The following is a 13526-nucleotide window of genomic DNA, read 5'->3' as shown; positions in this document are numbered from 1 at the left end:
TGAAGGGACCGATATTCGTGGCGCAGAAGGTCGTGGTCACTCTCTTTGACGACATCGACGGCTCGGAAGCGACGGAAACGATCGCCTTCGGACTGGACGGCAAGTCGTACGAGATCGACCTGAGCGAAGTCAACGCCGGAGAACTGCGGAAGGCGCTCGCGCCCTACGTGGAAGCCGGCCGCAAGCGGTCCCGCTCGGGCAAGGCCTACCGGCAGACGGAGGTCGCCCCCGACCCGTCGGCCGTGCGCGCCTGGGCCCAGGCCAACAAGATGGAGGTCCCCGCGCGCGGGCGCATCCCCAAGAAGGTCTACGAGGCGTTCACCGCCGCGCAGTGACGGCCCGTCGGGCCCGGACGGTGCCCGGCCACCCGCCCCTCGCGGCAACCGACTTGCGCAGCACCCCGGCTGATCAGCTAGAGTCTGGAGCACGCCGAGGGGCGAGGCCGAAAGGCCCAGCTCACGGAAACATGCGGGTGTAGTTCAGTAGTAGAACATCCCCCTTCCAGGGGGAAGGCGCAGTGTGCGATTCCTGTCACCCGCTCTGCATCGCCGTACCGGCCACTGTTGTGGATCAGGTAGGCTGGTGCCCGCACCGGTCAGTGAAAGCTGATCGGGAGCACATGCGGACGTAGCTCAGTTGGTAGAGCGCAACCTTGCCAAGGTTGAGGTCGCGAGTTCGAACCTCGTCGTCCGCTCGGGAAAGAAGCCCCGGTCCTTCAGGACCGGGGCTTCTTCGTGCGCTGCTCCCCGCTTCTGACATTTGTCATGCCGAGTGATGACAGCGCGCACTGCTTGCGGACCCGTACGGCCGGGACGCTTGGAGCATGGAAACCAACGGACACGAACACGTGATTGAGGTCACTGACCTGCGACGTGTGTACGGGGGCGGGTTCGAGGCGGTACGCGGCATCAGCTTTTCCGTCCGGCGCGGGGAGATCTTCGCGCTGCTCGGCACCAACGGCGCGGGCAAGACCTCGACCGTCGAACTCCTGGAGGGACTCGCACAGCCGGCCGGCGGACGGGTACGGGTCCTCGGGCACGATCCCTACACCGACCGGGCCGCCGTACGGCCCCGCACCGGCGTGATGCTCCAGGAAGGCGGCTTCCCCTCCGAGCTCACCGTCGCCGAGACCGCCCGGATGTGGGCGGGATGCGTGAGCGGGGCCCGGCCCCCGGCGGAGGTACTGGCGCTGGTCGGTCTGGAAGCGAAGGCCGGCACCCGGGTCAAGCAGCTGTCCGGCGGCCAGCGGCGCCGCCTCGACCTGGCCCTCGCCCTGCTCGGTGACCCCGAGGTGCTCTTCCTCGACGAGCCCTCCACCGGGCTGGACGCCGAAGGCCGCCGGGCCACCTGGGAGTTGGTGAGCGCGCTGCGCGACGGCGGCACCACCGTGCTGCTGACCACGCACTACCTGGAAGAGGCCGAGAACCTCGCCGACCGGCTCGCGATCATGCACGAAGGCCGCATCGCCACCACCGGCACCCCGGCCGAGGTGACCGCCGCCGAGCCGTCACGGATCTCCTTCGAGCTGCCCGACGGCTACTTCGTCGGCGACCTGCCGCCGCTCGGCGAACTGGGCGTGACCGGCCACGAGGCCGACGGCCGGGCCGTCCGGCTGCGCACCCATGAACTGCAGCGGACGGCCACCGGCCTGCTGATGTGGGCCGCGCAGGCCCGGGTCGAGCTGCGCCGCCTGGACGTGCGCTCGGCCTCCCTGGAGGAGGCGTTCCTCGGGATCGCCAAGGACGCTTCCACGCAGCAGGCCGTGAGCATGACGACGAAGGAGTACGCGGCATGAGCGCCACGCACACGACGCCCCGCCCGACCGCGGCGGCGACGACGACCCCGCTGAGCCGGATGACCTCCCTGGCCCGGGCCGAACTGACCCTGCTCGGGCGGACCCGGGGCGCGCTCTTCGCGGCGCTGTTCGTGCCGCTGGTGATGCCGGTCAGCGTGCGGGCGGCGTCCGAGGACATGGACCTCGCCGGGGCGGGACTGAGCACCGGCACCCTGGTGCTGCCCGCCGCGGTCGGCTTCTCCCTGCTGTTCGCCGTCTACTCCGTGCTCGTCGGCGCGTTCGTCGTGCGGCGTGAGGAGCTCGTGCTCAAGCGGCTGCGCACCGGCGAGCTGCGGGACGTCGAGATCCTGGCCGGCACGTCACTGCCGGCGGTCCTCACCGGGCTCGCGCAGTGCCTGCTGCTGGTGGTGGGGTGTGCCGTGCTGATGGACCTGTCCGCGCCGTCGGCGCCGCATCTGGTCGTCCTGGGGCTGTTGTTGGGGCTCGTGATGAGCGCCGCCCTCGCCGCGGCCACCGCGAGTTTCACCCGGACCGGCGAGAGCGCCCAGGTCACGCCCATGCCGCTGCTGATGGTCTCGATGATCGGCTCCGGCATGTTCGCACCGCTGGAACTGTTCCCGGACCGGGTGGCCTCCGTCCTCGAACTGCTGCCGCTGACGCCCGTCGTCACGCTGGTGCGCGGCGGCTGGACCGGGGACCTCTCCGCGTACGAGGCGCTGGGCGCTCTCGCGACCGCCATGGCCTGGATCCTCATCGCGGTGTTTGCTGTACGGCGGTGGTTCCGCTGGGAACCGCGGCGTTGACCGAAGGGGAGTGACGGGGCGCATGCGCACGCCGGGCGGCTGGTGGCGGCACAAGACCACGCCGGAGAAGGTCGAGACGTACACGCGGTGGTCGTTCCACTTCTTCGCGGTGATGGAGTTCTTCTCGGTCGGGTTCACGTCCGTGGCCCCGCTCGGGCTACGGCTGGGCAGTGCAGCCATGCTGGTGGTGGCCGTGCACGCCGGCCTCTGCTTCGTGACCGTGTCCCGGTCGATCGACTGGACCCGGGGCCGCAGGCCCCAGCCCACCGGACTGCTGTGGACGCTGGCCGCCGTCACCGCCGCGATCGCCGCCGCCGCGCTCGGACTCGCCGAGCACGGGCCCGACCGCGAGGGCGTCGCCACCGCCGCCGGTGGCGTCTTCGGAGTGATCCTGATCTTCGGCCCCGGCATCATCGCGCTCGGCGTCCGCTCCCGGCGGCGCGCGTTCGGCATCGCGGGCGGCTTCGCGGCGGGCACCTGGGCCGTGACGTCCGCGCTCGGCGCCCCCGCACTCACGGCCCTCTTCACGTCGCTGATCGTGCTCATCGGCAGCGTGTTCATCGCCTTCACCGCCGTCTTCTCGGTGTGGCTGCTCAACGCCGTCTACGAGCTCGACGAGGCCCGCGAGACCCGGGCCCGGCTCGCCGTCGCCGAGGAACGGCTGAGGTTCGGGCGGGATCTCCACGACGTCATGGGGCGCAACCTCGCGGTGATCGCCCTGAAGAGCGAGCTGGCCGTGCAGCTGGCCCAGCGGGGACGGCCCGAGGCCGTGACGCAGATGGTCGAGGTGCAGCGGCTCGCACAGGAGTCGCAGCGGGAGGTACGGGAGGTCGTGCGCGGCTACCGGGAGGCCGACCTCGGCTCGGAACTCGCCGGGGCGCAAGGGGTGCTGGCGGCAGCCGGAATCGCCTGCACGGTCGGCGGGGCGACGGCGGCAGGGCTGCCTGCGCCGGTGCAGTCCGCCCTGGGGTGGGTGGTGCGGGAGGCCGCGACGAACGTTCTGCGGCACGGGGACGCGCGGAGCTGTGTGGTGCGACTGCAGGTACTGGAGGGGCGGGTGGTGTTGTCCGTGGAGAACGACGGGGTGAGCGAGGCGGGGCCGGAGTCCATGAGCGAGCCGTCCGGCTCGGGGCTCGCCGGGCTGCGGGAACGGCTGGCGGAGATCGACGGGACGCTGGAGGCCGGGCCCGTGGGGCAGGGGCTGTTCCGGCTGACGGCGGAGGTTCCGCTGCCGTCGCGGTCCGGCCCCACCGGCCCCACCGGCGCCGTCCCGGCCGCCGTCGCCGCGCACGCTGTGAGTGAGGTCATGCCGTGACCGCCGTGGAACCCGTGCGACTGCTGCTCGCCGACGACGAACACCTCATCCGGGGGGCGCTCGCCGCGCTGCTGTCGCTGGAGGACGACCTCGTCGTCGTCGCCGAGGCGGCCACCGGGCCCGAGGCGCTGGCGATGGCCCGGGCGCACAAACCCGATGTCGCCGTGCTGGATCTCCAGATGCCCGGCGCCGACGGTGTGAAGGTCGCCACATCCCTGCGGACCGGACTGCCCGGCTGCAAGGTGCTCATCGTGACCAGCCACGGACGGCCCGGGCATCTCAAGCGGGCGCTGGCGGCCGGGGTGCGCGGGTTCGTGCCGAAGACCGTGAGCGCACAGCGGCTCGCGGAGCTCATCCGGACGGTGCACGCCGGGAACCGCTACGTCGACCCGGAGTTGGCCGCCGACGCGATCGCCGCCGGGGACTCGCCGCTGACCGCCCGGGAGGCCGAGGTCCTGGAACTCGCCGCCGACGGTGCGCCCGTCGCGGAGATCGCCGAGCGGGCCGCGCTGTCGCAGGGAACCGTACGGAACTATCTGTCGTCGGCCGTCTCGAAGCTCGGGGCGGAGAACCGTCATGCGGCGGTACGGCTCGCGCGGGAGCGAGGTTGGGTATAGTGGTTCTCGCGCCACGGCGCATGCGAACGTAGCTCAGTTGGTAGAGCGCAACCTTGCCAAGGTTGAGGTCGCGAGTTCGAACCTCGTCGTTCGCTCCATCGAAGAAGCCCCCCGGTTCCGCCGGGGGGCTTCTTCGTGTCCTACGACCAGCTGGTGCCCGTCAGGCGCTCGTACGCCTCCACGTACTTGGCGCGAGTGGCGTCGACGACCTGCTGGGGCAGGGCGGGCGGCGGCTGCTCGCTCTTGCGGTCCCAGCCGGACTCCGCCGAGGTCAGCCAGTCCCGGACGAACTGCTTGTCGTACGAAGGCTGCGCACGGCCCGGCTGCCACTGGTCGGCCGGCCAGAAGCGGGAGGAGTCCGCGGTGAGGACCTCGTCGGCCAGGACCAGCTCGTCGCCGTCGAAACCGAACTCGAACTTCGTGTCCGCGAGGATGATGCCCCGCTCCCGGGCGATGTCCCGGCCCCGGGCGTAGACGGCGAGGGTCGCCTGGCGCAGCCGGGCCGCGGTGTCCGCGCCGACCTGTCGGGCGACCTCCTCGTAGGAGACGTTCTCGTCGTGCTCGCCGACGGCGGCCTTGGTGGCCGGGGTGAAGATCGGGCCGGGCAGTTCACTGCCGTCGGTCAGGCCCTCCGGCAGGGCGAGACCGCAGACGGTGCGGGTCTCGTTGTACTCGGCGAGCCCCGAGCCGGTGAGATAGCCGCGGGCCACGCACTCGACCGGGACCATCTGCAGGGACTTGCAGATCAGCGTGCGGCCCGCCCAGTCGGCGGGGGCGCCGGCGGGCAGTTCCGTGCTCAGCACGTGGTTCGGGACCAGGTCGGAGAGCCGGTCGAACCACCACAGGGACAGCTGCGTGAGGATCCGGCCCTTGTCGGGGATCTCGGTCGGCAGCACCCAGTCGTAGGCGGACATGCGGTCACTGGCGACCATCACGAGGTCGCCCGTCTCGTTCCGGTACAGCTCGCGCACCTTGCCGGTGTGCAGATGCACCAGGCCCGGAACCTGGATCGGCTCGGGCTTTTCGACGAATCCGGACACGGTTCCTCCCCGTAATTCTGTCCAAGTGGCTCGATTCTCCCGTATCCGAGCCTGATCACGGACAGGGGGTCAGTCGCGTTTGCAGATGCGGTCCAGGAGATTGGCCGTGGCCCGCTGGACACGACTGTCGACGTGGCCGGGGCGGTCCAGCGCCGGTGACCAGGCGAACGTTCCTGCTGCGAAGACCCAGGCGCCGGAGGGAGCGCGGTAGAGGGACGTCTCCTGGTGGCGCAGGACGCCCGCCTTGTCGGTGTACGGGGAGTGGGCGAGCAGCATGCGCTCCTCGTGCTCGGGCAGCGGGGTGCGCGGGAAGTAGCGGTCGGCCTCGCCCGCCACCAGGTTCTCGATCCTGTCGCCCTCGTGTGCCCCGGTCGCCTCCCACAGCCAGTGCCCGGCGTTGCGCACGATCAGCGGGTGCGGCTCGGGGACGGGCCCGGCGTACTGGATGCCCAGGAGCTGCTGCTCCGCCCGGTCGATCTCCCGCCACAGCACCGGCTTGCCCGGGCCTCGGCGCTTGCGGCAGGTCAGCAGCCGGTCGGGGACGCCGGACGGGGAGGGGCCAAGCTCCACTTGCCAGTACATGGAGTTGGCGGAGAGGAAGACCAGCGAGGTGCCGGCGTCGCGGGCACGCTCCACCGTGGCGCGCATGGCGGCCGACCAGTACTCGTCGTGGCCCGGGAAGACCAGGCCGCGGTAGCGCGTGGGGTCGACACGGCCCGCGTGCAGGTCGCTCGCGTCGGCGTAGGCGACGTCGTAGCCGTAGCGCTCGGCCCAGCGGATGAAGTCGTAGGCGTGGCCGACGTGCAGGGGCAGGCCCGCGCCCGCGTACGGGCGGTCGAAGGAGACCGTGGTGGCGGCCTCGGACTCGCCGAGCAGCCGGCCCTCCTCGTCCCAGGCGTGGTAGAGGCTGGCGCCGGTGCGGCCGTCCTCCGGGTAGAGGTTGTACGCCTGCCAGGTGATGTCGGGCAGCACGAGCAGCAGGTCGGCGGGCTGGTCGTGGCGGACGGTGAAGGGGACGTGGGAGCGGTAGCCGTCGGCGGTGGTGAGGACGGCGACGTACGCGCCGATGTTCCAGTACGAGGGGACCTGGAGGCGCCAGGACAGCCACCAGTGGTGGCAGGAGACCGTACGGTCCGCGGTGAGCGGGGCGGGCTGGACGATGCCGGACAGCCGCGGGCTGGTGGTGATCTTCGCGGCGCCGTCACCCCCGTAGTGGCCGATGCGGTAGATGTCGACGGCGAACTGCTGCGGCGGGTCGACGGTGATGTGGAAGTCGATGGCCTCGCCGGGGGCGACCGCGCCGGTCGAGGTGAAGCCCTTGATCTGGCGGTTGACGTCGTCGGCCGCGCGAGGGCCGCCCGAGCGGCTGCCCTGCTTCGGCGGGTGCGACGCGTCCTGGTCCACGTACCAGGGGACGACCTGGCCCGAGTCGTCGAAGTACGTCACGTTGCCGCGCAGCCACGGAACGGGGCCCTGCCCGAAGGGATCCGTCACGGCGTGCGCCAGCGCTCCCGACTCCCAGCGGCGGATCTGCTCCGAGCCCATGGTTGCTTCCCCTCCCCTGTGCCCCCGTGGTGGTGCATGCCGGTGTGGTGCGTGCGGTGCTTGTGGTGCTCCGCGGTGCTCTGCGGTGCTTGGGGCGTTCCGCGGTCCGTGCGACGCCGGCGTGCCTATGTGCCTGTCGTATGTCGCAAGCCCTTGCCATGCACGCGAACGGTCCAAGCACATCACATAAAGCGCGCACTTCGTCACTGTTCGTTTTGAATTGGCCAGAACCGGAAGCTCGCGCTCCGGTGTTCAGCCGAGGCGGACCGGCTTCTCCGGGCGTATGCCGAGCTGGGACAGCCAGACCCGCAGGGGCGTTGCGTCGCCGTCCTCGATGAGGGTGAGGACCTTGGGCGCCAGGTCGGCCGTGCGCTCACCGTCGATCAGGAGGGTCGGGCCGTCCAGCCAGTCCAGGCCCGGGGTCGCACCGGCGGTGTCCATCGCGGCGCAGCAGACCATCGCGGTGAGGTGGTCGGCGAGCAGCTCCCTGGCCGTGCGCGGCGGCTGGAGGGGGAAGAGGGGGAGGGCCCGGTCGTCCCAGAGGGCGGCGGGGTCGGGGGCCGGGGAGGCGGGTGACGGGGCCGCGGGGGAGGGGGCGGCCTCCTCACGGGCCAGTTCGGCGCTGAGGCGGGCGGCGAGGGTGGCGCTGGGGGCCGTCGTACCGGCGAGGTCCTCGTCGTCGAGGGGGTCCGGCCTGCCGGGGGGCGGACCGGCGGTTTCGGACCGGGCGATGTCCGGCCCCGAGCCGATGGAGCCCGCTGCGGGACCGGTCGCTCCGGCATTCCCGGCCGTCCACGCGGGGCCCGGGTCCGTGAGGTGGTCGAGGACGCGGGACAGGGTCGGGGCGACGGTGGCGGGAGCCGTGGGGCCGGTGGTGGGGCGGACACCCATCGCGTCCAGGACGCGGTGCAGGCGGGCCGCGTCGAGACGCCACTTGCGGTCCACGACCTCGTCCGGGTACTCGCTCCAGTCCACCGGTGACCAGTCGGGGCCGGGACCGGCGGGGCCGCCGTGGAAGAGGCGGGCGGCGAGGAGGGAGGCGGCCTCGTCGACCGTGCCCGGCTCCTCCAGAAGATCGCAGGCGGGCCGCTCGCCGAGCCGGGACGCGAATCCCTCGGCCAGGCGGTCGCGCCGGGACAGCTCCGTGAGCGCCGCGACCACACCGGCGTCCAGCCGGGACGGCCAGCGACCCATCCGCCAGGCGGGCAGCGCGACCCGGGTCAGCAGCCGGTCCCAGCCCGCGTACGCCAGGCCCACCTGCTCCTGGGCGACGATCCGCAGCCCGTAATCCACAGCCTGTGCACGCTCCGCGGCCGCGGCCGCCACGCCCCTCTCCAACTCGGCGGCATGGACCCGGCAGCTGCGCAGCAGAAGCCGGGCGACCCACCCGACCCCGGCGAGCACCGCCCGCGACACCGGGTCACGCCGGGGCTCCGAAGCCACGGCCACAGCGGCGTCCAGGCCCCGGACGAAACGCCGGGCCGCGGCTATGTCCGGGTGAGCCGAGGGGCCCGTACCGGCGATGACGGGGGCGAGGACCGCGCGCAGCTCGCCGACCCGCATCCACCACAGGAACGGGGAGCCGATGACGAGGACCGGCGCGGCCGGGTGCCGGCGGGCCTGCTTGCCCGCTCCCGCGATGTCGTGGTGCTCCTCGGCCGGGGGCGGTGCGTGGGCCGGGTGGGTGCGGTCCTCCAGCCAGCTGTCGCAGTCCGGGGTGAGCGCTATCGCGGAGGGCGCGGGGACGTCGAGGCGGTCGGCGAGGTCGCGGACCATCCGGTACAGGTCGGGAGCCGCCTCCTCGGTGACCGCGACGGTCGGGCTCATGGCGGGCCGGGCCCGGGCGACGACCAGGGCGATCCCGGCGGCGGCCAGCAGCACGAGGACCGCGAACGGCGTCATGACCCAGCGGGCCGCGTCCCAGACGGGGCCTTCGAGGCGGTCGCCGACGGCGCCCGCGAGCAGGATCACGGCGACGGCGGCCGGCAGCAGGGCGACGGCCAGGGCACGGCTGCGGATGCGCAGCACGGCCAGTGCCCGTGCCCGCGCGGCCTGCGCGCCTGCCTCCACACCCATTCCGGTCACGACCGACCTCACCCCCTCCCCGTAGATCCGACGCTGCCCTTGCTCACTCCCCCACTGTGGCACCCGTCACTGACATCGCAATGCCGGTGGGCCAAGTGCCGGAACGCTTGCGCCGCACCCTAGTTGGGGCTCCGCCCCCCGTCAGCAGGAAAAGGCATCGGTCACTCGATGGAATGGCTTTGGGGAGAGGTGGATGACGGAAAACGAGCGCCAGGCCCCCGTCTCTCCCATACTTCAGGCCCCGGATCCTGAGACGGATCCGGGGCCTGAGGGGTTCATCCGCGGCGGGGGCGTTTTCCAACCGCAGGAGGGGGTCTACGCGGGAGCGGGCCTACGGGGGGAGGAGCCCTACGCGGGAGGAGCCCTACGCAGGAGGAGCCCTACGCAGGAGGAGCCCTACGCAGGAGGAGCCCTACGCGCCTGCCGCCTTCGCGGCGATGTCCGTGCGGTGCTGGGAGCCGTCGAGGCGGATGCGGCCGACGGCCGTGTAGGCGCGGTCGCGGGCCTCGGCGAGGTCCTTGCCGGTGGCCGTCACGGACAGGACGCGGCCGCCCGCGCTGACCACGGCGTCGCCCTCCTGCCGGGTGCCGGCGTGCAGCACGTACGCGTGCGGGGCGTCTTGGTCCGCGACCTCGTCGAGTCCGCCGATCGGGTCGCCGGTGCGCGGGGTGCCGGGGTAGTTGTGCGAGGCGACGACCACGGTCACGGCCGCGTCGTCGCTCCAGCGCAGCGGCTCCAGGTGGGCGAGGTTGCCGGTGGCGGCGGCCATCAGCAGGCCGGCCAGGGGCGTCTTCAGCCGGGCCAGCACGACCTGGGTCTCGGGGTCGCCGAACCGGGCGTTGAACTCGATCACGCGGACGCCGCGGGAGGTGATCGCGAGACCGGCGTAGAGCAGGCCGGAGAACGGCGTGCCGCGCCGCTGCATCTCGTCCACGGTCGGCTGCAGCACGGTCTGCAGCACCTCGTCGACCAGCTTCGGGTCGGCCCACGGCAGCGGGGAGTACGCGCCCATGCCGCCGGTGTTGGGGCCCTCGTCGCCGTCCAGGGCGCGCTTGAAGTCCTGGGCGGGCTGGAGGGGGACGACCGTCTCGCCGTCGGTGACGGCGAACAGGGAGACCTCGGGCCCGTCGAGGTACTCCTCGATGACCACGCGCTCGCAGGCCGCCGCGTGAGCCCGGGCCGCTTCGATGTCGTCGGTGACGACGACGCCCTTGCCGGCGGCGAGTCCGTCGTCCTTCACGACGTACGGAGCGCCGAAGGCGTCGAGGGCCGCGTCGGCCTCTTCGGGTGTCGTGCAGACGTACGACCGGGCGGTGGGCACCTCGGCCGCCGCCATGACGTCCTTAGCGAAGGCCTTGGAGCCCTCGAGCTGCGCCGCCCGGCCGGACGGGCCGAAGACCGGGATGCCCGCGTCGCGCACGGCGTCGGCGACACCGGCGACCAGCGGGGCCTCCGGGCCGACCACCACGAGCTCCGCGCCGAGGCGGGTGGCCAGCTCGGTGACCGCGGCGCCGTCGGAGGCGTCGACCTGGTGCAGCTCGGCGACCTCGGCGATGCCGGCGTTGCCGGGGGCGCAGTGCAGCGCGGTGACATCGGGGTCGTGGGACAGGGAGTGGCACAGGGCGTGTTCGCGGGCGCCGCTGCCGATGACGAGGACCTTCACGGGGGTCAGCCTAACGGGAGACGCCGGGTTCCCCTTGTGCGGGCTTCCGAAGGGAGGGGGAATCCGGAGCTGGATGTTCCTCCAAGACGACCCCGGGTTCGCCGGGCCGCACGCGCGAGGCCGGGCTATTCGTTCGTGAACTCCTCGACCACCGTGGCCCCCAGCTCCCGGACGATCAGCTCCTGGCCGGAGAGGGCCGACTCGTCGAGGTCGGGGTCGTCGTCCTCCGGGATGTCCTCCTCGGCCGAGACATGGCGGGGCTGCGGGGCGGAGGGCTGGGGGACGGAAGCGGCCGGTGCCGGGGTGGAGGCGGGGGCGGAGCTGCTCGACTGCTGGGTGGAGGCGGCCGGGGGTGCCGACTGGGGCGGGGCGGGACGCTGGGCCGTGGCCGTACCGCCGCCCGCGTTGTATCCGCCGCCACCGCCGGCGTTGTATCCGCCGCCACCGCCGGCGCTGTGGCCGCCGCCGAACCCGGAGGGGCCGCCCGGTGCCGGGGGCGCGGAGCCGCCCGAGGGGTCGACGATCGCCTCGATCTTCCACTGCACGTTGAACTGCTCGCCCAGCGCCTGCCGCAGCACGTCCTCGCTGCCGCTGCTCAGGAAGTTGTCCCGTGCGCCCGCGTTCACGAAGCCGAGCTGGAGAGTCGTGCCGTCGAAGCCGGCCACCTGGGCGTTCTGGCTGAGCAGGATCCAGGTGAAACGCCGGCGGTTCTTGACCGCCTCCAGGATGTTCGGCCAGAGCATGCGGGGGTCGAGACCGCCGCCGCCCGACGCCGCGGGGGCAGGGGCCGGGGCGGCGACCGGCGCCGGGGGCTGGGCCGTCGGTGGGGTGCTGGGGGCGGGGGTGCTCGCCGGCGGGGTGTGTGCCGGTGGGGTGTTCGAGGCCGGCGCGCCCGGGGCGGCCGTGGGCCAGCCGCCCGGGCGACGGCCGCCGCTGCCGGCGGAGGCGGCGGTGGGCCAGGCGCCCGGGGCGGGCGCGACCGGGGACGGCTGCGGCTGTCCACCCGGGGCAGGGGTGGAGGCGGCCGGGGCCTCGTCGGGGGCGCGGGGCCCTTCAGGGGCGCCGGGTCCGGGCTGCGAGCCGGAAGCGGGGGCGTGAGCCGGGGGCGCGGCCGGTGCCGTCGGCGCCGCGCCGTGGCCCGGTGCCGACTGCGGGGCGCTCTGGCCTGGCGCGGGCTGCGGCGCACCCTGGCCCGCCGCCGGAGAGCCGGAATCGGGCGCGGTCGGCGTGGGGCCGACGCCACCGGTGCCGGGCGCAGCACCGCCATTGCCCGGTGCTCCTGCTCCTGTTCCTGCTCCCGCTCCGGACGCACGGACGGCAGCGCGGGCCGCGGCCGGGCCACCGCCCGGTGGCACCGCACCGCCGGCACCCGCCTGGACCGGAGCGGCAGCCGCTCCCCCATGGCCTTCCGGCCCGGGTACGTATCCCGCGGCGGGCATGCCGGCGGGGCCCGCGGAGTAGTTCACGCCGCGCTCGATCCGGTCGAGGCGGGCCATCACGGACCGCTCGTCGCCGTAGGCGGCGGGGAGCAGGACGCGGGCGCAGATCAGTTCGAGCTGGAGACGGGGCGAGTGGGCGCCGCGCATCTCGGTCAGGCCCCCGTTGACGAGGTCGGCGGCGCGGCTCAGCTCGGCGGGACCGAAGGTGCCGGCCTGGGCCTGCATGCGCTCGATCACATCGGCGGGGGCATCGATGAGCCCCTTCTCCGCCGCGTCCGGGACGGCGGCGAGGATCACCAGGTCGCGCAGCCGCTCCAGGAGGTCGGCGACGAAACGACGGGGGTCGTTGCCGCCCTCGATCACGCGGTCGACGACCTCGAAGGCCGCGGCTCCGTCGCCGGTGGCGAAGGCCTCGACGACCGAGTCGAGGAGGGAACCGTCGGTGTATCCGAGCAGGGCGGTGGCCATGGCGTACGTCACACCGTCCGCCGCGGCGCCGGCGAGGAGCTGGTCCATCACGGACATGGAGTCACGCACGGACCCGCCGCCCGCGCGCACGACGAGCGGGAGCACGCCCTCCGCGACGGGGATGGCCTCCTTCTCGCAGACCTGGCCGAGGTACTCCCGGAGGGTGCCTGGGGGCACGAGCCGGAAGGGGTAGTGGTGCGTCCGGGACCGGATCGTCCCGATGACCTTCTCGGGCTCGGTGGTCGCGAAGATGAACTTGAGATGCTCGGGCGGCTCCTCGACGACCTTCAGCAGCGCGTTGAAGCCGGCCGACGTGACCATGTGGGCCTCGTCGATGATGTAGATCTTGTACCGGCTGCGGGCGGGCCCGAAGAAGGCCTTCTCGCGCAGGTCACGGGCGTCGTCCACGCCTCCGTGGGAGGCGGCGTCGATCTCGATGACGTCGATGGATCCGGGGCCGTTGCGCGCGAGGTCCTGGCAGGACTGGCACTCCCCGCAGGGGGTCGGCGTGGGCCCCTGCTCGCAGTTCAGGCAGCGCGCCAGAATGCGGGCGCTGGTCGTCTTGCCGCAGCCGCGCGGCCCGCTGAACAGGTACGCGTGGTTGACCCGGTTGTTCCGCAGCGCCTGCTGCAGCGGGTCGGTGACATGCTCCTGCCCGATGACCTCGGCGAAGGTCTCGGGGCGGTAGCGGCGGTACAGAGCGAGAGACGACACGCATACGAGGTTATAGGCGCCCACTGACATCGGAACCCGGCG

10 protein-coding genes and 3 tRNA genes are annotated in these 13526 nt (G+C 73.0%); 8 read left to right on the top strand and 5 right to left on the bottom strand.

Annotated features, from left to right (window positions below):
* Positions 1-17: 17 nt before the first annotated feature.
* From BJ965_RS19885 to BJ965_RS19850, 8 genes are all read left to right on the top strand, one after another.
* Entirely contained in the window at positions 18-335 is a 318-nt protein-coding gene (locus BJ965_RS19885; protein ID WP_031109676.1) for a histone-like nucleoid-structuring protein Lsr2, read from the top strand.
* A 133-nt stretch (positions 336-468) separates the two neighbouring features.
* Positions 469-540 (top strand) — tRNA-Gly (locus BJ965_RS19880).
* A gap of 81 nt (positions 541-621) precedes the next feature.
* A tRNA-Gly gene (locus BJ965_RS19875) sits at positions 622-694 on the top strand.
* Positions 695-823: 129 nt separating this feature from the next.
* A complete protein-coding gene (locus BJ965_RS19870) occupies positions 824-1795 on the top strand; it encodes an ABC transporter ATP-binding protein (protein WP_184909878.1) in 972 nt (323 codons plus the stop codon).
* Entirely contained in the window at positions 1792-2598 is an 807-nt protein-coding gene (locus BJ965_RS19865) for an ABC transporter permease (RefSeq protein ID WP_184909877.1), read from the top strand. Before BJ965_RS19870 ends, BJ965_RS19865 begins: the two co-directional genes overlap by 4 nt.
* A 22-nt stretch (positions 2599-2620) precedes the next feature.
* Positions 2621-3913: a sensor histidine kinase gene (locus BJ965_RS19860; protein ID WP_184909876.1), complete on the top strand. Its 1293-nt coding sequence runs from the start codon at positions 2621-2623 to the stop codon at positions 3911-3913.
* Positions 3910-4530 carry a response regulator transcription factor gene (locus tag BJ965_RS19855; protein ID WP_184909875.1) on the top strand — a complete coding sequence of 207 codons (621 nt, stop codon included), beginning with the start codon at positions 3910-3912 and terminating at the stop codon, positions 4528-4530. The genes BJ965_RS19860 and BJ965_RS19855 overlap by 4 nt, the downstream gene beginning before the upstream one ends.
* Before the next feature lie 22 nt (positions 4531-4552).
* Positions 4553-4628 (top strand) — tRNA-Gly (locus BJ965_RS19850).
* A 42-nt stretch (positions 4629-4670) separates the two neighbouring features.
* On the opposite strand, the gene BJ965_RS19845 is transcribed toward BJ965_RS19850, so the two are convergent.
* The 5 genes from BJ965_RS19845 to BJ965_RS19825 all read right to left on the bottom strand — a co-directional run bounded on the left by BJ965_RS19845 (position 4671) and on the right by BJ965_RS19825 (position 13484).
* Positions 4671-5570 carry a phosphoribosylaminoimidazolesuccinocarboxamide synthase gene (locus tag BJ965_RS19845; RefSeq protein WP_184909874.1) on the bottom strand — a complete coding sequence of 300 codons (900 nt, stop codon included), beginning with the start codon at positions 5568-5570 and terminating at the stop codon, positions 4671-4673.
* Positions 5571-5639: 69 nt separating this feature from the next.
* Positions 5640-7115: a N,N-dimethylformamidase beta subunit family domain-containing protein gene (locus tag BJ965_RS19840; protein WP_184909873.1), complete on the bottom strand. Its 1476-nt coding sequence runs from the start codon at positions 7113-7115 to the stop codon at positions 5640-5642.
* 252 nt (positions 7116-7367) lie between these two features.
* Complete coding sequence (locus tag BJ965_RS19835) at positions 7368-9191, bottom strand: hypothetical protein (protein WP_184917341.1); 1824 nt, start codon at positions 9189-9191, stop codon at positions 7368-7370.
* A 421-nt stretch (positions 9192-9612) separates the two neighbouring features.
* The gene (gene purD, locus BJ965_RS19830) at positions 9613-10863 is read right to left on the bottom strand and encodes a phosphoribosylamine--glycine ligase (protein WP_184909872.1); all 1251 of its coding nucleotides are present in this window, start codon (positions 10861-10863) and stop codon (positions 9613-9615) included.
* 125 nt (positions 10864-10988) lie between these two features.
* Entirely contained in the window at positions 10989-13484 is a 2496-nt protein-coding gene (locus BJ965_RS19825) for a DNA polymerase III subunit gamma and tau (protein ID WP_184909871.1), read from the bottom strand.
* Between the last annotated feature and the right edge of the window lie 42 nt (positions 13485-13526).

It is taken from the genome of Streptomyces luteogriseus, from assembly GCF_014205055.1.
GTDB lineage: Bacteria > Actinomycetota > Actinomycetes > Streptomycetales > Streptomycetaceae > Streptomyces > Streptomyces luteogriseus.
Note: the sequence above shows the minus strand (reverse complement) of the source record. Positions and strands in the feature narration are given on the sequence as shown.